Raw genomic sequence first — 17,431 nt, forward strand, 5'->3', positions numbered from 1 at the left:
AAGACAACGACAGCGAGGTACGGGGGATGGATAGCGCAACGCAGGTGGCACAGGTCGGCCGAAACGTGACCGGTCGGGGTTCGGTTCGCCAGGGCTCGGTCGGCCAGAGCTCGGTCGGACCGAGCACAGCGGATTCGACGGTGGGGGTAGGCCGACAAGGTGAGAACCTGGCCGGGGAATATCTGGTGAGTCAGGGCTGGAGAATTGTGGAGCGCAACTGGCACTGCCGGTTCGCGGAGCTCGACATCATTGCTCTCGACCCCGCAGGCGAGATGGTGTTCGTGGAGGTCAAGTACCGCAAGGACACCGCCCACGGCACCGGCGTGGAAGCAGTGACACAGACTAAGCTGCGCCGGATGCGACTGGCTGCGGGGAAGTGGCTGGCGGAACAGCAGCGCGGGGTCGATGTGGTGCGTTTCGACGTCATCGACGTGGGCCCCGCTGGCGTGCGGGAACACGTGGTGGGGGTGGCGTGATGGCAGTCGGGCAAGCCAGAAGCATGGCCCTTCACGGGTTGGACGGGATGCTCGTGACCGTGGAATGCGACCTGGGGCGGGGGCTGCCCGGGGTCAGCGTAGTCGGGCTGGGGGATGCAGCGGTGGTGCAGGCTCGTGACCGGATTCGCGCGGCGATGCTGAACAGCACACTGCCGTGGCCGAAGTCGAAGGTCGTGATGAGCCTGTCGCCGGCAGACGTGAAGAAGGAGGGCTCCAGCTACGACTTGGCGATGGTGGCGTCGATCCTGGCAGCCCAGGGTTTATCCGAGTTCGCGCTGGAGCTCCTGAGTGACACGGTGGTCGTCGGGGAGCTCGGACTGGACGGTACGGTGCGCGCCGTCGCCGGGGTTGTCCCCATGATTCTGTCCGCACAACGCCGGGGGATGCGTCGCATCGTGATCCCAGAGGAGAACCTGCCCGATGCTCAGCAGCTCGTCGACGTGGTTGCCGGTCTGGACATCCTCGCCGTGGGCAGCCTGAAGGAATTTCACGCATGGCTGCGTGGCTCCGGCAGCATTGTCCCCGTGAGTAAACCCGTGGGCGCGCTGACCCCGGATTCCGGGCACGGGGCACGGGATGAGGAGGTCGACATGGCCGACATCGTGGGGCAGGCCGAAGCGCGCCGGGCGCTGGAGATTGCCGCCGTGGGCGGGCACGCCATCATGCTCACCGGACCGCCGGGCAGTGGAAAGTCGATGCTCGCAGAGCGCCTGCCGACGATCCTGCCTCCGCTGTCGGCCACCGAGCAGGTCGAGGCGGCCGCGATTCACTCGATTGCCGGTGGCCGGGGAGACCTTGGCCCGATCTGGGCCGGGGTGAGACCCTTCGTCTCCCCGCACCCTTCGGTGACCCAAGCCGCGCTTGTTGGTGGCGGGCCGAACCTGCAGCCCGGCGCGATCAGCCTGGCCCACCACGGTGTGCTGTTCTTGGACGAGGCAGCGGAGACCCGCTCGGGGGTGCTGGACTGCTTGCGGATCCCGATGGAGTCCCGCCGGGTGGAGATCGCGCGTGCCCGCCGCAGTGTCTCCTACCCGGCGGGATTCCAGCTGGTGATGGCGGCGAACCCGTGCCGTTGCGGTGCTGAGGATCCAAGCATGTGCACGTGTAGTTCGACGGACCGCCGCCGCTATTATGCGCGGGTCTCGGGTCCCATCCGCGACCGGATTGACGTCTTCGCACAGACCCGCAGGCAGCGGCTGATCGGTCAACAGTTCCCGGTGAGTGCGCAGGCAACGGCCACGAGTGGAGCCGACAGCGAGGAGGGACGAGCGGAGAGCTCAGCGGTGGTGGCGGAACGGGTCGCCCAGGCCAGGGAGCGTTCCCACCACCGTTGGCGAAAACTCGACCTAGGGGAGGCCGTGACGAATGCGACGATTCCCGGCAGGCTGCTGCGCTCCGAGTGCGCGGCGAGTTTCGAGGGAATGGTGGCGCTGCAGGAAGCCTATGCCTCCGGTGCGCTCTCGCAGCGTGGGGTGGACCGGGCGTTGCGGGTGGCGTGGAGCCTCGCCGACCTCGCCGGGGTGGCCCGGCCCGGGGTTGGGGAGGTTCTGGACGCTGCCGAGCTCTTTTCCGACACTGAGGAGGTGCCAGCATGAGCCCTGGTGGCACCACGGAGGAACGCCAGAACCTGCTCGCGTGGATCTACCTGCGGCAGACCATCGAAGCCTCAAATACGGATATTCTCAACCTCCTCTGGCCTGAAGGGTGGGAGAATCGGCTCGCGGACCGGGACGCGGGAAAGGGAGTGGCTCCCGATGTGCGGGGGCTCGCCAGCCGCATTCGCCACCGTGACCCCAGCCTGCCGCGCAGGATCCTGGAATCGACTGCCACGCGCGTGGACTGCGATCCGGAAGCCGAACTCGATGCCGCAACGGCTGCGGGGTTCCGGCTGATCACCCCGCTGGACCAGGAGTGGCCAGAGACCCTGGATCACGCCTTCGCCCGGATTGATGACCGCGGCAGCGACCAGAACTCGGCCGTCCGGGGCCTTGCCGCAGCACCCTTTGCCCTCTGGCTACGGGGCAACGGCAACCTGCGGAACTTAAGCCGCCAGTCGGTGACCGTCGTTGGCACCAGGCAGCCCAATGCTTATGGGGCGCAGCTGAGCACCCAGCTCAGCACGGACCTCGCCCTGGAGGGCTACAGCATCGTCTCAGGCGGAGCCCGCGGAGTGGACCGCTGCGCCCACACCGCCGCCCTGCGCGCCGGGGGCGCGAGCATCGCGGTGCTCGCCTGCGGACTCGACGTGGATTACCCCAGGCAGCACGTGGGGATGTTCAACCAGATCGCGGAGTCCGGGGTTGTTGTTAGCGAGTACGCGCTGGGTACCCACCCCGCCCGGCACCGCTTCCTCACCCGGAACCGACTGGTCGCCGGCCTGTCCGCAGGCACCATCGTGACTCAGGCCGCCAACCGCTCCGGGGCGCTGAACACCCTCAACTGGGCGGAGGTCATGCTCAACCAGCCCATGGTGGTGCCCGGGCCCGTGGATACAGCACTCAGCCAGGGGGTGCTCCATCGCCTGCGGGACGGCCGGGCCCAACCGGTCTGGACCGCCAGCCACGTCCGGGAGCTGGTGGAGGCCTCGAGCCAGTTCCACGCCGAGGTGCCCGAACAGCAGGCGATGGTCTTCGGCTCCGGCACCGGGGTGCAGAGCATGTCGCTGAACCAGGTCACCGTCTACGACGCAGCCGGATTGCCTGGCGGAGGCGGTGGAACGCTGCGCGACATCCAGCAGGAGACCGGGCTCTCCATCCAGCTGGTGATGCGGACGCTCAAGGAACTCGACAAGCAGGGACTCATCACCAGGGAAGGGGAGCGTTGGGTCCGGGTGGATGGGGAGGCATAGCCAAGGGGCCGATGAACCACGACAACAGCTCTGCTGAACCACAACAGCTATGCTGAGCTGCATGCCGAAACCCCGCGACCCGCAACTCCTCCTCGAGGACTACGTGGACTACCTGCGCTATAACCTCGGCCGGTCGGAAAACACGATCCGGGCCTACCAGCGGGACCTCACCGACGCTCTCGAGGGGCTGCGGGATATTGAGTCCTTCACCCTCGACCACGCACGCGACGTGCTGGGGTACGCGGCCGACGATGGCGCCAGCCGGTCCCGGCTCTCCCGTCTGGCCTCCAGCATGAAAGGCTTCGGGAAGTTTCTCGCCCAGCGCGAGGTGCTCCCCGCGAACCCGGTCTCTGCGCTCCGGCTGCCCAAGGGAGAGAAGACACTGCCACGCGTGATGCGCAGTGACCAGGCCCGCACCCTCCTCGATGGGCTCAAGCGTGATGCCCTCGAACCCCCGACCGCCGACCACGACGTCGACGACGCTCCAGCAGCCACGCAGCCAACAGGCGAGAAGCAACGGCGACGCGCCACAGCGCGCCGGGTGCGGGATTGGTTCATCGCCGAGCTGCTGTTTGGCACCGGCATTCGTGTTGGCGAGGCCGAGGCCATTGACGTCGAGGATTTCGACCGGGCCAACCGGCTCTTGCGTGTCACCGGTAAGGGAAATAAGACCCGCGTGGTTCCCTACGGCGGAATCATCGATGAGGCTCTCACACACTGGCTTTCCCACCGCGGTGAGCTTGCCCCGCGTGGTAATCCGGCGCTGCTCGTTGGGGTGCGCGGGGGTCGGCTCAACCAACGGGAGATCCGCCGAGTAGTTGACCAGGCCATCCGCCGCCACCCGGAGCTCACAGTGGGGCACATGTCCCCACACGGGTTCCGCCACTCCGCAGCAACCGCCGTGCTCGAAGGCGGGGCGGATCTGCGGGTAGTCCAGGAACTTCTGGGGCACGCCTCGATGAACACCACCCAGATCTACACTCACGTCGGCGCCGAGCGGCTCAAGGCCGCCTACCGCCAAGCCCACCCGCGCTCGGGAGAATAACGGCCCGCACCACGAAGCCCGCAACATGCGCCCCACACCACGCGGAGCTAGCGCAATAGACGCACGCGCACCGAGCCCAAGAGCTCAAACGGATCGAGGTATCGCTTCCGCCCATCCGTGCCCTTGACCCACGCGCCCCAGGACAACCCATCCGGCTTCCGGGCACTATCGCCCAACAACGCCGCATTCGCGAGCCGACCGATTCGCTGGCCCCGGGATACGGACTCACCCTTGGTGACCTCCGCGTATACGGGCTCGTAGGTGGTGTGCACCCCATCCCGGTGCCGGATCGTCACCACCGGTGTGCCCGCGACTGTGCCGACGAAGCTGACTTGCCCGCCCATACTGGCGAGGACGTCCGCACCTGGCGCTGCCCGCAGGTCCACAACGCGGTGGCCGGGTAGCCAGTCCTTCTCCGGAATATCGAGTGGCCGGGTCACCAGGGTCTCCGCTGCAGCGGGGGAGGTCGGGGAGTCCGTGACGAGCGGCACGCGGTGGGAACGGTTCAGCCGATCAGTGCCCCGCAGCACGCCCCCGCGATCTTGTTGCGCTTCCTCCACGGCGGAAGCCACTGGCGGAACCGGAGCCACCGCGATGGTCGACGTCAAGCTGAAAACACAGGCCGCTGCGAACAGTCGGCCACAGAAACGAGCGGAAGAAAGAAAGCGGAACATGCCTCAAACCTGCCGCAGGCGACGTCCTCAAAAGAAGGGCGAAGAACGGGCTGTGGACAGGGAAGATCGACGGATACACACCGGGTAGGGAACCACTTGGATTAACAAGCCAGAGCGACTAAAGTATCCGGGTGCAGTGTGCTCACGTTTCCCGCACTACCCGGGGATGATGCGCCGCGCGAACCGTGCCAGCGGAGAACACGAGGCCTCCCGCTAGTGGCGATCGCAGCGACGTCAAGAACACAACACCCCGGGCAACCGGCGGCGAGATAGCGAGCAGACTGACTACACGTAGATGCCTCGTGTCCCCAACAGGTTCCACCTACGGTCCCGCTGATTGCGGGTCAATACAGGTGGCGCAGCCCGGGGAGTCTGCCGGCCGGTCGCATAAGCCGAATGGAAGTTCGTCGAGTGCGCCGAAGAAGAAAACCGTAAAACCCCAAACTTTCGAAAGCGAGGAAGGGGCGGCAACGCTACAAGGCGAGGAAAACGCTTCAAAGCTGCCCCTGTAACACCATGGCTGTTGTTACTATGCGCGAACTGCTGGATGCAGGCGTCCACTTTGGTCACCAGACCCGTCGTTGGAACCCGAAGATGCGTCGTTTCATCTTCACCGACCGCAACGGCATCTACATCATCGACCTGCAGCAGACCCTGACCTACATCGACGAGGCCTACGAGTTCGTCAAGGAGACCGTCGCCCACGGCGGCAACATCCTGTTCGTCGGCACCAAGAAGCAGGCTCAGGAGGCCGTTGCCAACGAGGCTGAGCGCGTTGGCATGCCGTACGTCAACCACCGCTGGCTGGGTGGCATGCTCACCAACTTCCAGACCGTCTCCAAGCGCCTGGCCCGCATGAAGGAACTGCAGGCTATGGACGCAGCCGAGGACGGCTACCAGGGCCGCACCAAGAAGGAGATCCTCCTTCTGAACCGCGAGCGCGAGAAGCTGGAGCGTGTCCTGGGCGGCATCGCCGACATGACCAAGGTCCCGTCGGCAATGTGGGTCGTTGACACCAACAAGGAGCACATCGCTGTCTCCGAGGCGAAGAAGCTGGGCATCCCGGTTGTCGCCATCCTGGACACCAACTGCGACCCGGACGAGGTCCAGTACCCGGTCCCGGGCAACGACGACGCGATCCGTTCCGCAAACCTGCTGACCTCCATCATCTCCTCCGCTGTTGAGGAGGGCCGCAAGGCTCGCGCGGAGCGTCAGGCAGCTGCTGCGAAGGACGCCGCCGGCGACACCGGCAAGTCCGAGGCGGACGCTGAGGCTGTGAAGGCTGAGGCTGCAGCCGAGGAGAAGGCCGAGTCCACCGAGGCCTAAAGAGTGTTGAGTGGGGCGCGCACGCCCCGCTCGATGCCTCACACGGAAAGGCCGTATCTCGGCCTGCCCAGTGAGTGTGCTGCCCGCCGCCACACGTGGCGGGGATTTGCCTCTAGACTTATTGGCTGACAGCACATTCATTCTTTCACCACTTCCATACGAAGGAGGGTCGCCACTGATGGCGAACTACACCGCTGCTGATGTCAAGAAGCTCCGTGAGATGACCGGCTCCGGCATGATGGACTGCAAGAAGGCTCTCGTCGAGGCTGAGGGCGACTTCGATAAGGCCATCGAGATCCTGCGTATCCAGGGTGCCAAGGACGTCGGCAAGCGCGCTGAGCGCTCCGCATCCGAGGGCCTGATCGCAGTCTCCGGTAACACCATGATCGAGGTCAACGCTGAGACCGACTTCGTGGCAAAGAACCAGGAGTTCATCGACTTCGCGAACAAGGTTGCTCAGGCAGCCGACGCTGCGAACGCTAACTCCCGCGAGGAGCTCGAGGCAGTCGAGGTCGACGGCGCGAAGGCTGTCGACGCCCTGCAGGAGCTCTCCGCCAAGATCGGCGAGAAGCTCGAGCTGAAGCGCGCTGTCACCCTGGAGGGCGACAAGGTTGCTGTCTACCTGCACCAGCGCTCCGCTGACCTGCCGCCGGCAGTCGGCGTGCTCGTTGCTTACGAGGGCGAGAACGAGGAGGCTGCACGCGCGGCCGCCATGCAGGTCGCCGCTCTGAAGGCCAGCTTCCTGTCCACTGATGACGTCCCGGCCGAGACCGTCGCCAAGGAGCGCGAGATCGCCGAGGCTACCGCTCGTGAGGAGGGCAAGCCGGAGAAGGCTCTGCCGAACATCATCGAGGGTCGCCTGAAGGGCTACTTCAAGGACGTCGTCCTGCTGGAGCAGCCGTCCGTCACCGAGTCCAAGAAGACCGTCAAGCAGGTCATGGACGAGGCAGGCGTGAAGCTGACCGGTTTCGTGCGCTACGAGATCGGCCAGGGCTAAACCCGACACTGATCCCGTGCCTTCACGGCGTGGCTTAGTCGCTTAGCACGGCACCGCGCCACGGCATGGCGATAGTTTGAGCCGCCCACCCGTTTCACACGGGTGGGCGGCTTTTATTGTGCGCTATAATCCTGTTCAACATCTGAAGCGAGACAAGGAGATTCGTTGAGTAACGCGCCACACAGGTCCGGTTATAAGCGGGTTATGTTGAAGCTGGGCGGTGAGATGTTCGGTGGGGGAGCCGTAGGCATCGACCCAGATGTCGTTCAGAACGTCGCACGCCAGATCGCCGAAGTCGCTAACAGTGGCGTGCAGGTGGCTGTGGTCATCGGCGGTGGAAACTTCTTCCGCGGCGCGGAGCTGCAGCAGCGTGGCCTCGACCGTTCCCGCTCTGACTACATGGGCATGCTGGGCACCGTCATGAACTGCCTGGCCCTGCAGGACTTCCTGCAGCAGGAAGGCGTGGACTGCCGCGTGCAGACCGCCATCCAGATGACCCAGGTCGCTGAGCCCTACCTTCCGCTGCGCGCGGACCGCCACCTCGAGAAGGGGCGTGTGGTCATCTTCGGCGCCGGCATGGGCATGCCCTACTTCTCCACGGACACCACCGCAGCCCAGCGCGCCCTCGAGATCGGTTGCGAGGTTCTGCTGATGGCCAAGGCGGTTGACGGCGTGTACTCGGATGACCCACGCACGAACCCGGACGCTGAGCTCTTCCACGAGATCAACCCCCAGGACGTGCTTGAGCGCAACCTCAAGGTCGCCGACGCGACGGCCTTCAGCCTCTGCAAGGACAATGACATGCCGATCCTGGTGTTCAACCTCCTGGAGCAGGGCAATATCGCCCGCGCTTGCGCCGGCGAGCGCATCGGCACGCTCGTCAGCTCCGAGGTGAAGTAACCCGCCACGATGGCGGCACGCGGGTGAGGCGGGCAAGAACAGTCCGCCTCGCCGCACCAAACAGGAGAGTTGGGGGCAAGGGCTGCTAAATTGGTAGCCATGATGGACGAAATTCTCCTGGAATGCGAAGAGCGCATGACGAGCTCCGTCGAGTTCGCGCGCGAAGACCTCACGACGATCCGTACCGGGCGTGCTAACCCGGCCATGTTCAATAGCGTGATCGCCGAGTACTACGGTGTCCCGACGCCGATCACCCAGATGGCGACGATCAGCGTTCCCGAGGCGCGCATGATGCTCATCAAGCCCTATGAGCAGTCCCAGATCCAGGTTATTGAGAACGCGATCCGCAACTCTGACCTGGGCGTTAACCCGACCAACGACGGCCAAGTGCTGCGCGTGACGATCCCGCAGCTCACCGAGGAGCGCCGCCGCGAGATGGTGCGCCAGGCCAAGTCCAAGGGTGAGGACGCGAAGATCGCGATCCGCAACATCCGCCGCCACGGTATGGAACAGCTCGCGAAGATCCAGAAGGACGGCGATGCCGGCGAGGACGAGGTTCGCGCCAGCGAGAACGAGCTCGAGAAGACCACCTCGAACTACGTCAAGCAGGTCGACGAGCTTGTTGAGCGCAAGGAAGAGGAGCTGATGGAGGTCTAGGGACCTCTTTGAGGAGGGCTCCTTGAGCTCTTGATAGCCCTTTAAGCACACAACACATGCCCGCTCGCGTTGTGAGCGGGCATGTCGCGCTAAGAGGGCAAAGTGCACACACTCATGAGGGGGCTGCCGGCAGGCGGCCAGAAAGGCGAGGTGCGGTGGCAGCTCACGCGTCGAATCCTGCATCGGAGCCCGGGAGCACCGCCCCGGGGGAGGCGGCTAAGCCCGCCAAGCAGATCAACCCTGGGCGAAACCTTAAGCATGCGATCACGACGGCGCTGATTCTCGGCGCCATCGTCATCCTTTCGCTGCTCTCGCCGTTGCTGTGGTACGCCCTGCTCGTCGTGGGCATGGGCCTGGCGGTCTACGAGGTCTGGCGCCGCCTACTGGAGGCCGGCTATGTGCTGAGCCTCCCGGTGCTCGTGGTGGGATCCACCGCGATGATCCTGCTTTCCTGGCCCTTTGGCCCCACGGGGTTGGTGGCAGGGTTTGCCAGCAGTGTGCTGCTGTTGATGGTTACCCGCCTGTTTCACCACGGCAGACACTCGCCACCGCATAACTACGTGCGCGATATGGCGGTGGGGGTGATGGTGTTGACGTGGATTCCGATGTTCGGCGCGTTCGCGGCGATGCTGTCGCGATTGGAGTCCGCCGACGCCCCCGGAGCCTTCTACATCATCACCTTCATGCTTTGCGTGGTCGCCAATGATGTGGGCGGCTATGCATTCGGCGTGCTCTTCGGCAAGCACCCCATGGCTCCTGCGGTGAGCCCGAAGAAGTCCTGGGAGGGCTTCGCAGGCTCAGTGACGAGCGCCGCCGTGGTCGGCGCGCTCGCGGTGGCCCTGTTGCTGGGTGGTCCCTGGTGGTTGGGGATCGGGCTGGGCGTGGGGCTGTCCGTCTGCGCCACCCTGGGAGACCTGGTGGAATCCCAGTTCAAGCGGGATCTGGGCATCAAGGACATGTCCGGCATGCTGCCTGGACACGGTGGGCTGATGGACCGCCTCGACGGGATGCTGCCCGCGGCGATGGTGACCTGGGTGGTCCTCAACCTGATCGGCTAGGCCGACGTTACTTATAGCCGCGCTTGATCTGGCGGCGCAGCTGCGTCATCCGCACGATGCCGACCATCGCCATGATGAGGGCTCCTGCGATCGCGGCGATCAGCATGCCGATGCCGATGGGGAAGCTCCACTCCCAGCCGAAGAAGACCAGCTGGGCCTCCGTCTGATTCTGCAGGATGAACACCAGCAGGAGAATCAGCACGAGAGCGCCGATGATCAGCGCCGCCCACGTGCTGGCTGCGACGGAGCCCTTCACGTTCTGGTGGGTACGCTCTTGCTGCTCAGCCTGCGCTACGGGGGCGACCTCCCCCTGGGTGGGTGCTGTTGCCGAGTTGTTTTCTGCGGCGGGCTCGGCGGGTAGTTGAGCCTCTGCCGGAGGCTCGTTGAAGGCCTCGTCGGCGGGCTGAAAATCAGGATTCTGGGGATTGGTGCCTGGGTTCGTCATACCTCTATTCAAACGAACTGTGCGGCCAGCTGCCATCACCGGGGTGCCCTCGCTACTCTTCGGCACCGGCTTATCTGGGCTCATGGCCCGGAATCGCGAGGTAGAGGGCATACGTGGAATAATGGGGCTCACTATGGCTACCCCCGTGAAACTGAATTTTTCCGCGCCTCGCCGCGGCCTTCCGCCCAAGCACTTCGCCGACCTGACGGCTGAGCAGGTTGAGGAGGCAGTGGTGGAGCTCGGATTGCCGAAGTTCCGTGCGAAGCAGCTGTACAACCAGTATTACGGTCGCCTCGAGGGCGACCCGGTCGAGATGACGGACCTCCCGGAAGCCAGCCGACAGGCCGTCAAGGAGAAGCTTTTCCCGGAGCTGATGACCCCGCTGCGCAAGCTCGATGCCGATGATGGGGAGACCCGCAAGACGCTCTGGCGGCTGCATGATGGCACGCTGCTGGAATCCGTCCTGATGCGCTACCCGGGCCGCGCCACCTTGTGCATCTCCTCCCAGGCCGGCTGTGGCATGGCATGCCCGTTCTGCGCGACTGGCCAGGGTGGGCTGGATCGCAACCTCTCCGTGGGTGAGATCGTCGAGCAGGTGCGCAACGCCGCCCGCGCGATGCGCGATGGTGAGGTCGCCGGCACCGAGGGGCGACTGTCCAACATCGTGTTCATGGGCATGGGCGAGCCCCTGGCTAACTACAAGCGCGTGGTCGAGGCCGTGCGTCAGATCACGCAGCCGGAGCCGCACGGCTTCGGGATCTCCCAGCGCAACGTCACCGTGTCCACCGTTGGCCTGGCCCCGGCGATCCGCAAGCTCGCCGATGAGGGCATGTCCGTCCGACTGGCCGTGTCCCTGCACACCCCGGACGACGAGCTGCGCGACACCCTCGTCCCGGTCAATAACCGCTGGTCCGTCGAAGAGGTTTTGGACGCCGCCGCGTATTACGCGGAGAAGTCCGGTCGCCGCGTGTCCATCGAGTATGCGCTCATCCGCGACATCAACGATCAGCCGTGGCGGGCCGACATGCTGGGCAAGAAGCTCCACAAGGCACTGGGCAGCAAGGTGCACGTCAATCTCATTCCGCTGAACCCGACCCCGGGCTCGAAGTGGGATGCGTCCCCGAAGGAGCGTCAGGATGAGTTCGTCCGGCGTGTGATCGAGCAGGGCGTGCCGTGTACCGTGCGCGATACGAAGGGGCAGGAGATCGCAGCGGCCTGTGGCCAGCTCGCTGCCGAGGAGGACTAGCGACCCCCAGGGGTTCCGTGAAAACAAGGCGCCTGTACTGCTGGGAAAACCCCACCAGTACAGGCGTTTTGTGATCAACTTTACGCCGGAAAACCTCGACTCTGCATTCTCGGGATTGCTAAAATCCGGTTAAGAGTCCATAGGTTTAGTGAAGGCGTTCAATTGGCTAGTCTTAATAAAGTCACTCGTCGGCGTTTTCTCGGCTGGTCGGCCGCGGCTGGCGGTGCCGGCGCCCTGGTCGCCTCGGGTGCGGGCGACGCACTGAGCAAGCAGTTCCTCGGCATCCCGGCGATGGGCCAGGAAGAGGCCGATGAGAAGATCGTTTGGTCCGCCTGCACCGTGAACTGCGGCTCGCGCTGCCCGCTGCGCCTCAAGGTGAGGGACGGCCAGATCGTTCAGGTCATGGCCGATAACACCGGCGACGCGGAGCTGGGCACTCAGCAGATCCGCGCCTGCGTCCGCGGCCGCTCGATTCGGCACCGCATCTACAACCCGGACCGCCTGAAGACCCCACTGAAGCGTAAGCCAGGCACCAAGCGGGGCGACGGCGAGTGGGTCGAGATCTCCTGGGAACAGGCTCTCGACGAGATCGCCGAGAAGATGACGGAGATCAAGTCCACCTACGGCAACGAGGCCTTCTACCTGCAGTACGGCACCGGCGTCATCGGGGCGACGATCGCGCGTTCCTGGCCGCCCGTCGAGACCCCGTTCGCGCGCCTGATGAACCTGTGGGGCGGCTACCTCAACCACTACTCGGACTACTCCACGGCTCAGATCACCTCGGCCTACCCGTACCACTACGGGGAGTGGGTCGGTTCGAACTCCTTCGACGACGTCGCGAACTCCAAGCTCCAGGTCATGTTCGGCAATAACCCGCTGGAAACCCGCATGTCGGGCGGCGGGGAAACCTTCGTGACTCAGAAGATCAAGCAGGAGCACGGGGTCAAGACCATCGTCATCGACCCGAGGCAGTCCGAAACCTCCGTCGCGCTCGCTGATGAATGGGTGGCCCTGCGTCCCGGCACCGACGCCGCGCTCGTCGCCGGGCTCATCCACGTCATGTTGACGGAGAACCTCCAGGACCAGAAGTTCCTCGACAAATACACCGTCGGCTTCGACGAGCACACTCTGCCCGACTCGGCGCCGAAGAACTCCTCCTACCGCTCCTACGTCATGGGCAAAGGCCCCGACGGCATCGAGAAGAGCCCACAGTGGGCCGCGAAAGTCACCGGGGTGCCGGCCGACCGGATCACCCAGCTGGCGCGCGAGATCGCCCAGGCCAAGCCCTGCGCCATCACCCAGGGCTGGGGGCCGCAGCGCCACGCCAACGGCGAGAATCAGGCCCGCGCGATTTTCCTGCTCGCAGCCGTCATCGGGCAGATCGGCATCAGGGGCGGCGGCACCGGCGCGCGCGAAAGCTCCGCGAACCTCGGCATGGCAAGCCCGTTCAACACCCAGCACGAAAACCCCATCGAGACCGCGATCCCGGTCTTCGGATGGACCGAGGCCGTCGAACGTGGCGAGGAGATGACCGCCACCCGCGACGGCGTGCAGGGCAAGGACAAGCTGGACGTCCCGATCAAGATGATCTGGTCCTACGGCGGAAACGCCAATACCAACCAGCACGGCGACCTCAATCGCACGATCGAGCTGCTGCGCAGGGAGGACAAGGCGGAACTCATCGTCGTCAGCGACATCCAGATGAGTGTGTCCGCCCGCTACGCCGACTACGTCCTGCCGGATGCGTCTACCGCCGAACAGGAGGACGTCATCCAACAGGGCAGTGCCGGGAACATGGAGTACACGATCCTGGCCTCCAAGGCCATCGAACCGATCCACAACACCAAGCCGATCTACGAGGTCTGCGCGGAGCTGGCCGAGCGCCTTGGGGTGGGCAAGAAGTTCACCGAGGGGCGCACCCAGGAGCAGTGGGTCAAGCATACGATCGCGGAATCTGCTCGCGAGATCCCCGAGCTGCCGAGCTACGAGAAGCTTAAGGAAATGGGCGTGTGGAAGCGGGCCGGCGAGTCGGTGATCCCGCTGAAGGAATTCCGCGAGGACCCCGTAGCCAATCCACTCGAGACCCCGTCCGGGCTGATCGAGATCTACTCCGAGGAGCTCGCGAAGCTGCGCAAGGAGTGGGAATTCCCGAACGCCGCCCCTGGCGATGAGATCACCGCGCTGCCGGAACACGTCGACACGTGGGAGGGCCCCGCGGAGGCGCACAAGGCATACACCAGCGGCGGCAAGTACCCGCTGCAGTGCATCGGCCACCACACAAAGGGCCGCACGCACTCGTCCTACGCAAACGTGGACTGGCTCCGGGACGACGCACACCCCCAGGTGCTGTGGATCAACCCGCTGGACGCCCGCAAGCGGGGCATCAAGAACGACGACGAGGTCTACGCGTTCAACGACCGCGGCAGGATCAAGTCCGTTGCCCGGGTCAGCCCTCGCATCGCACCCGGCGTGATCTCCGTTCCCCAGGGGTCCTGGTTTGCACCGGACGCCAAGGGGGTAGACGCCGGAGCCAGCGTCAACACGCTGACCAGTTGGCACCCATCCCCGCTGGGCAAGGGCAATGCCCAGCACACGACTCTCGTTGAGGTTGAGAAGGCCTAGTCAAGGCCGAAGGTGAGGAAAACATGGCTAAGAAGAACGCTTCCCAAGAAAACCAGCGGCTGGGTTTCTACTTCGACCAGAGCTTGTGCAACGGCTGCAAGGCCTGCCAAATCGCATGCAAGGACAAGCACGACACCCCGCTGGGGACCAACTGGCGCCGGGTCGTGGAGTACTCCGGCGGGGATTGGAACCTCGCCAACGGGGTGTTTAACCACGACACCTTCACCTACTACACGTCGATCTCCTGCAATCACTGCGAGGACCCGATCTGCGCGAAGGTCTGCCCGACGACCGCGATGCACAAGGGGGAGGACGGCATCGTCACCGTCGACCCCGACAAGTGCATCGGCTGCCGCTACTGCGAGTGGGCCTGCCCTTACTCCGCGCCACAGTTCAACCCGGAGACCAAGCAGATGAGCAAGTGCGACCTGTGCGCCGACCTTCGAGCGGAGGGGGAGGAGCCCGCCTGCGTCACCGCCTGCCCGTCGCGTGCCCTGGACTGGGGCCCGATCGACGAGCTGCGGGAGAAGTACGGCGATATCAGCGCCGTCGCACCCCTGCCTGATCCGAGCATCACCAAGCCCAACCTCGTCATTCGCCCGCACCGCGATGCGAAGGAGTGGGATACCAACCACGGCGAGATCATGAATCGCCAGGAGATCTAGACCAGTGTTTCTGCAGGAATGGCCGCTGACCTTCTTCACGATCCTGTCCCAAATGGCCGTGGGCGCGTTCATCATCCTGGGGCTGATCCAGGTGAGCTCCCGCCGGAGGGTCGGGGCAGTGGCCGATAAGGACCGCGCCGAGGCCAAGGCGCAGGCATTGGAGCGGGTATCGGATGCCGCACTCTACGCGATTGGCCCGTTGATGGTGGCCGGCTTCATCGCCGCGTTCTTCCACCTGGGCAATCCCATGAACGGCATCAACGTGATCCGGGGCGTGCCGAGCTCTCCGCTCGCGCAGGAGGTCATGATGGGCGTGGGCTTCGCCGTACTGGGTTTCGCCTTCGCCGCCACCCAGTGGTTCCACTGGGGAAGCTCCCGGCTGCGCTTCGTGCTGGCGATCGTCACCGCGCTGTGGGGCCTGGCCTTCGTGTGGTCCATGGCGCGGCTCTACATGCTGCCAACGATCCCGCACTGGGATCACTGGACCACCCCGGCGCAGTTCTATGTGACCACCTTCTTGAGTGGCGCGCTCGCGATCGGCACGGCGCTCGCGTGGTTCCCGAAGCTGCGGGACAAGCCCTGGCTGAACAAGCTCATGCCCGCCAACCGTCGCCCGGCAGACATGAGCGATACCCACGTGGACTACGTCAACCGGCTGGTGCAGCGCTCGCTGCAGGGCATCGGCGTGCTCTCCGTGCTGCTGCTCCCGATCGAGCTCTTCGTGATCATCTTCGCCTATAGCCGACCAGATTCGGTCAACCCCGCGGCCTTCGCTTTCCCGACCGGGTGGTTCGTCCTGCGGCTGGCCCTGCTGATCATCGGCGCTGGGCTGATGGGCCTATTCCTGGCGCGGACCAAGCGGGACGACATCAACTTGCTGCTCACGCTGGTGATGACCAGCTACATCCTCGTGACGATCTCTGAGGTTATCGGCCGCTTCATCTTCTATGGCGGCATGGACAGGATCGGGATTTGATGGGCGCCGAGCAGGACCTGGCGGCCATCTCGGAGGCCGCCTTGGTGGTCTCCCAGCTCTTCCTGGCTGCCCCCAACTCCGAGTTGCGCGGGGCGTTGCAGGACGACGACGCACTGGCGCAGTGGCCGCTGACTGACCAGCAATCCCAGCGGGGGATCGCCATGCTGCGCGAAGCGGTGCGGGAGGGGAATGTCGATAGCCACGAGGATCTCGAGCGCGACCACCTCTATCTCTTCACCGGGATCGGCAAACCGCTGGCTCAGCCCTACGAGTCGCCGTACCTGTCGAAGGAGGGGCTGCTCTTCGAGGAGCAGACGGTTGCCGTCCGAGAGGCTTATGCGGCTCACGGTCTGCGGGTACCAAACCCCCGGGTTCCGGATGATCACATCGGCTACGAATTTGCCTTCGTTGCCCACCTGGCAGGCCAGGTGGCAGAAGGCAACGCGACCGCGCTGCCGGCTTTGTACCGCTTCGTGAGCGAGCACCTGGGTTGCTTCGCCGGCGACGTGGCTGAGGGGCTCCGGGAGCACGCCCGGACCGCGACCTATCGTGCCCTGGCCGAGCTGAGCGAGGGAGTGTTGGCCCATGTCCGCGCCGAGCACTAACCCTGAGCTCTTAAGCGCCGACCAACGCCATCGGCTCTACCGGTGGGCGCGAGACATGAACCCCGACGTCGTGCTTGTGTGTGCCGATGCGCAGCTACCGCGCTTCCCCCGGAACCAAAGCCCCGTCTTGTTGCCGGGCTGCGCAGGTGAGGACCCATCCCTGGGGCCCGCTTTGCTGGCCTGCGGCGCGCAACGCGTGCGCGTCTTGCCGTGCCGGGATGTCCACCCGGAACGCTGCGCGACGGGTGTGGAACTAGTGGACACTCCTCAGGGGCGGGTGCTGCGCGCGGCAGAATACCTGGACGCAACCCAGGTGCCAGTGTCCCGTCGGGCGCTGATCGGGCTGGGAGCGCTGGGGGACGGGGAGATCGTGGTGGATCCGAACGCCCCGACAATGATCCGGCTCGCTCAAGCGCACCAGGTGTTGGGAACCCAGCCCGACACCAGCATTGAGCTGGACGCCCCGCGGCTGATCTCCTCCGGTTGTCAAGCATGCGGGGTGTGCACCCAGATGTGCCCGAGCTCTGCCCTGGAGCTCACGGTCGTGGATTCGGTGGCCAGCCTCACCCAGAACCTCGCCGCCTGCACTGGGGAGAATACTTGTGTCGCCAGCTGCCCCTACGGCGCATTGAGCAGCAGTGGCCACCTGCAGCTGGCCGACCTGGTTGACGGGGACGTACGCGAACTCACTAGTTTCCCGGTCTCGCAGTGCCGCCGCTGCGGGGCGGATTTTCCGGCCGGGGAAGGGGAGGACGGCACGGCGAAGACCTTGTGCCCCACGTGCGAGCGCACCACCGCCGACCCGTTTTCCTCCTGGCTGCCTCCTGGCTTCACCCTCGACTAGGGCGTGTCTCTTATATGCGTAACCAG

17 protein-coding genes are annotated in these 17,431 nt (G+C 65.1%); 15 read left to right on the forward strand and 2 right to left on the reverse strand.

Annotation, left to right across the window (positions count from 1 at the left end):
* The first annotated feature begins 26 nt into the window (after positions 1-26).
* The 4 genes from HMPREF3097_RS09235 (at position 27) to HMPREF3097_RS09250 (ending at position 4,390) form a co-directional block, all read left to right on the forward strand.
* The gene (locus HMPREF3097_RS09235; RefSeq protein WP_070762002.1) at positions 27-476 is read left to right on the forward strand and encodes a YraN family protein; all 450 of its coding nucleotides are present in this window, start codon (positions 27-29) and stop codon (positions 474-476) included.
* The gene (locus HMPREF3097_RS09240) at positions 476-2,092 is read left to right on the forward strand and encodes a YifB family Mg chelatase-like AAA ATPase (RefSeq protein WP_070762004.1); all 1,617 of its coding nucleotides are present in this window, start codon (positions 476-478) and stop codon (positions 2,090-2,092) included. Before HMPREF3097_RS09235 ends, HMPREF3097_RS09240 begins: the two co-directional genes overlap by 1 nt.
* Complete coding sequence (dprA, locus tag HMPREF3097_RS09245) at positions 2,089-3,345, forward strand: DNA-processing protein DprA (RefSeq protein WP_070762005.1); 1,257 nt, start codon at positions 2,089-2,091, stop codon at positions 3,343-3,345. The genes HMPREF3097_RS09240 and dprA overlap by 4 nt, the downstream gene beginning before the upstream one ends.
* Before the next feature lie 61 nt (positions 3,346-3,406).
* A complete protein-coding gene (locus HMPREF3097_RS09250; protein ID WP_246821358.1) occupies positions 3,407-4,390 on the forward strand; it encodes a tyrosine recombinase XerC in 984 nt (327 codons plus the stop codon).
* A 47-nt stretch (positions 4,391-4,437) separates the two neighbouring features.
* Here HMPREF3097_RS09250 and HMPREF3097_RS09255 read toward each other — a convergent pair whose 3' ends face one another.
* Positions 4,438-5,064, reverse strand: coding sequence for a M23 family metallopeptidase (locus HMPREF3097_RS09255; protein ID WP_070762009.1), 627 nt, complete (start codon positions 5,062-5,064; stop codon positions 4,438-4,440).
* A 516-nt stretch (positions 5,065-5,580) separates the two neighbouring features.
* On the opposite strand from HMPREF3097_RS09255, the gene rpsB reads away from it, so the two are divergent.
* The 5 genes from rpsB (at position 5,581) to HMPREF3097_RS09280 (ending at position 10,002) form a co-directional block, all read left to right on the forward strand.
* Entirely contained in the window at positions 5,581-6,390 is an 810-nt protein-coding gene (rpsB, locus tag HMPREF3097_RS09260) for a 30S ribosomal protein S2 (protein ID WP_070758859.1), read from the forward strand.
* Between the two features lie 178 nt (positions 6,391-6,568).
* Positions 6,569-7,387 (forward strand): translation elongation factor Ts, encoded by an 819-nt coding sequence (tsf, locus tag HMPREF3097_RS09265; protein WP_070758860.1) that lies wholly within the window; start codon positions 6,569-6,571, stop codon positions 7,385-7,387.
* Between the two features lie 204 nt (positions 7,388-7,591).
* Positions 7,592-8,287 carry a UMP kinase gene (gene pyrH, locus HMPREF3097_RS09270; RefSeq protein ID WP_222863800.1) on the forward strand — a complete coding sequence of 232 codons (696 nt, stop codon included), beginning with the start codon at positions 7,592-7,594 and terminating at the stop codon, positions 8,285-8,287.
* A 99-nt stretch (positions 8,288-8,386) separates the two neighbouring features.
* Positions 8,387-8,944, forward strand: coding sequence for a ribosome recycling factor (gene frr / locus HMPREF3097_RS09275; protein ID WP_070758862.1), 558 nt, complete (start codon positions 8,387-8,389; stop codon positions 8,942-8,944).
* 56 nt (positions 8,945-9,000) lie between these two features.
* The gene (locus HMPREF3097_RS09280) at positions 9,001-10,002 is read left to right on the forward strand and encodes a phosphatidate cytidylyltransferase (protein ID WP_070762011.1); all 1,002 of its coding nucleotides are present in this window, start codon (positions 9,001-9,003) and stop codon (positions 10,000-10,002) included.
* A gap of 7 nt (positions 10,003-10,009) precedes the next feature.
* Here HMPREF3097_RS09280 and HMPREF3097_RS09285 read toward each other — a convergent pair whose 3' ends face one another.
* Complete coding sequence (locus HMPREF3097_RS09285) at positions 10,010-10,531, reverse strand: LapA family protein (RefSeq protein WP_371260109.1); 522 nt, start codon at positions 10,529-10,531, stop codon at positions 10,010-10,012.
* Between the two features lie 49 nt (positions 10,532-10,580).
* Between HMPREF3097_RS09285 and rlmN the strand changes: the two genes are divergently transcribed.
* The 6 genes from rlmN (at position 10,581) to HMPREF3097_RS09315 (ending at position 17,405) form a co-directional block, all read left to right on the forward strand.
* Positions 10,581-11,693, forward strand: coding sequence for a dual-specificity RNA methyltransferase RlmN (gene rlmN / locus HMPREF3097_RS09290; protein ID WP_070762015.1), 1,113 nt, complete (start codon positions 10,581-10,583; stop codon positions 11,691-11,693).
* A 162-nt stretch (positions 11,694-11,855) separates the two neighbouring features.
* Positions 11,856-14,315, forward strand: a complete 2,460-nt coding sequence (locus HMPREF3097_RS09295) for a DMSO/selenate family reductase complex A subunit (RefSeq protein WP_070762017.1) — start codon at positions 11,856-11,858, stop codon at positions 14,313-14,315.
* Positions 14,316-14,338: 23 nt separating this feature from the next.
* Complete coding sequence (locus HMPREF3097_RS09300) at positions 14,339-14,980, forward strand: DMSO/selenate family reductase complex B subunit (RefSeq protein ID WP_012360075.1); 642 nt, start codon at positions 14,339-14,341, stop codon at positions 14,978-14,980.
* A 4-nt stretch (positions 14,981-14,984) separates the two neighbouring features.
* On the forward strand, positions 14,985-15,956 hold the full coding sequence (locus HMPREF3097_RS09305) for a dimethyl sulfoxide reductase anchor subunit family protein (protein ID WP_070762019.1): 972 nt from the start codon (positions 14,985-14,987) through the stop codon (positions 15,954-15,956).
* Complete coding sequence (locus tag HMPREF3097_RS09310) at positions 15,956-16,561, forward strand: TorD/DmsD family molecular chaperone (protein ID WP_070762020.1); 606 nt, start codon at positions 15,956-15,958, stop codon at positions 16,559-16,561. Before HMPREF3097_RS09305 ends, HMPREF3097_RS09310 begins: the two co-directional genes overlap by 1 nt.
* A 256-nt stretch (positions 16,562-16,817) precedes the next feature.
* On the forward strand, positions 16,818-17,405 hold the full coding sequence (locus tag HMPREF3097_RS09315) for a 4Fe-4S dicluster domain-containing protein (protein WP_246821359.1): 588 nt from the start codon (positions 16,818-16,820) through the stop codon (positions 17,403-17,405).
* Positions 17,406-17,431: the final 26 nt, after the last annotated feature.

Origin of the sequence: Corynebacterium sp. HMSC27B11 (assembly GCF_001815985.1) — a bacterium.
Classification (GTDB): Bacteria; Actinomycetota; Actinomycetes; order Mycobacteriales; family Mycobacteriaceae; genus Corynebacterium.

Excerpts from the sequence above, each read along its gene's own strand:
- HMPREF3097_RS09235 (WP_070762002.1), top strand. The coding sequence starts at position 27 with ATGGATAGCGCAACGCAGGTGGCACAGGTCGGCCGAAACGTGACCGGT.
- HMPREF3097_RS09240 (WP_070762004.1), top strand. The coding sequence starts at position 476 with ATGGCAGTCGGGCAAGCCAGAAGCATGGCCCTTCACGGGTTGGACGGG.
- dprA (WP_070762005.1), top strand. The coding sequence starts at position 2,089 with ATGAGCCCTGGTGGCACCACGGAGGAACGCCAGAACCTGCTCGCGTGG.
- HMPREF3097_RS09250 (WP_246821358.1), top strand. The coding sequence starts at position 3,407 with ATGCCGAAACCCCGCGACCCGCAACTCCTCCTCGAGGACTACGTGGAC.
- HMPREF3097_RS09255 (WP_070762009.1), bottom strand. The coding sequence starts at position 5,064 with ATGTTCCGCTTTCTTTCTTCCGCTCGTTTCTGTGGCCGACTGTTCGCA.
- rpsB (WP_070758859.1), top strand. The coding sequence starts at position 5,581 with ATGGCTGTTGTTACTATGCGCGAACTGCTGGATGCAGGCGTCCACTTT.
- tsf (WP_070758860.1), top strand. The coding sequence starts at position 6,569 with ATGGCGAACTACACCGCTGCTGATGTCAAGAAGCTCCGTGAGATGACC.
- pyrH (WP_222863800.1), top strand. The coding sequence starts at position 7,592 with ATGTTGAAGCTGGGCGGTGAGATGTTCGGTGGGGGAGCCGTAGGCATC.
- frr (WP_070758862.1), top strand. The coding sequence starts at position 8,387 with ATGATGGACGAAATTCTCCTGGAATGCGAAGAGCGCATGACGAGCTCC.
- HMPREF3097_RS09280 (WP_070762011.1), top strand. The coding sequence starts at position 9,001 with ATGCCCGCTCGCGTTGTGAGCGGGCATGTCGCGCTAAGAGGGCAAAGT.
- HMPREF3097_RS09285 (WP_371260109.1), bottom strand. The coding sequence starts at position 10,531 with ATGAGCCCAGATAAGCCGGTGCCGAAGAGTAGCGAGGGCACCCCGGTG.
- rlmN (WP_070762015.1), top strand. The coding sequence starts at position 10,581 with ATGGCTACCCCCGTGAAACTGAATTTTTCCGCGCCTCGCCGCGGCCTT.
- HMPREF3097_RS09300 (WP_012360075.1), top strand. The coding sequence starts at position 14,339 with ATGGCTAAGAAGAACGCTTCCCAAGAAAACCAGCGGCTGGGTTTCTAC.
- HMPREF3097_RS09310 (WP_070762020.1), top strand. The coding sequence starts at position 15,956 with ATGGGCGCCGAGCAGGACCTGGCGGCCATCTCGGAGGCCGCCTTGGTG.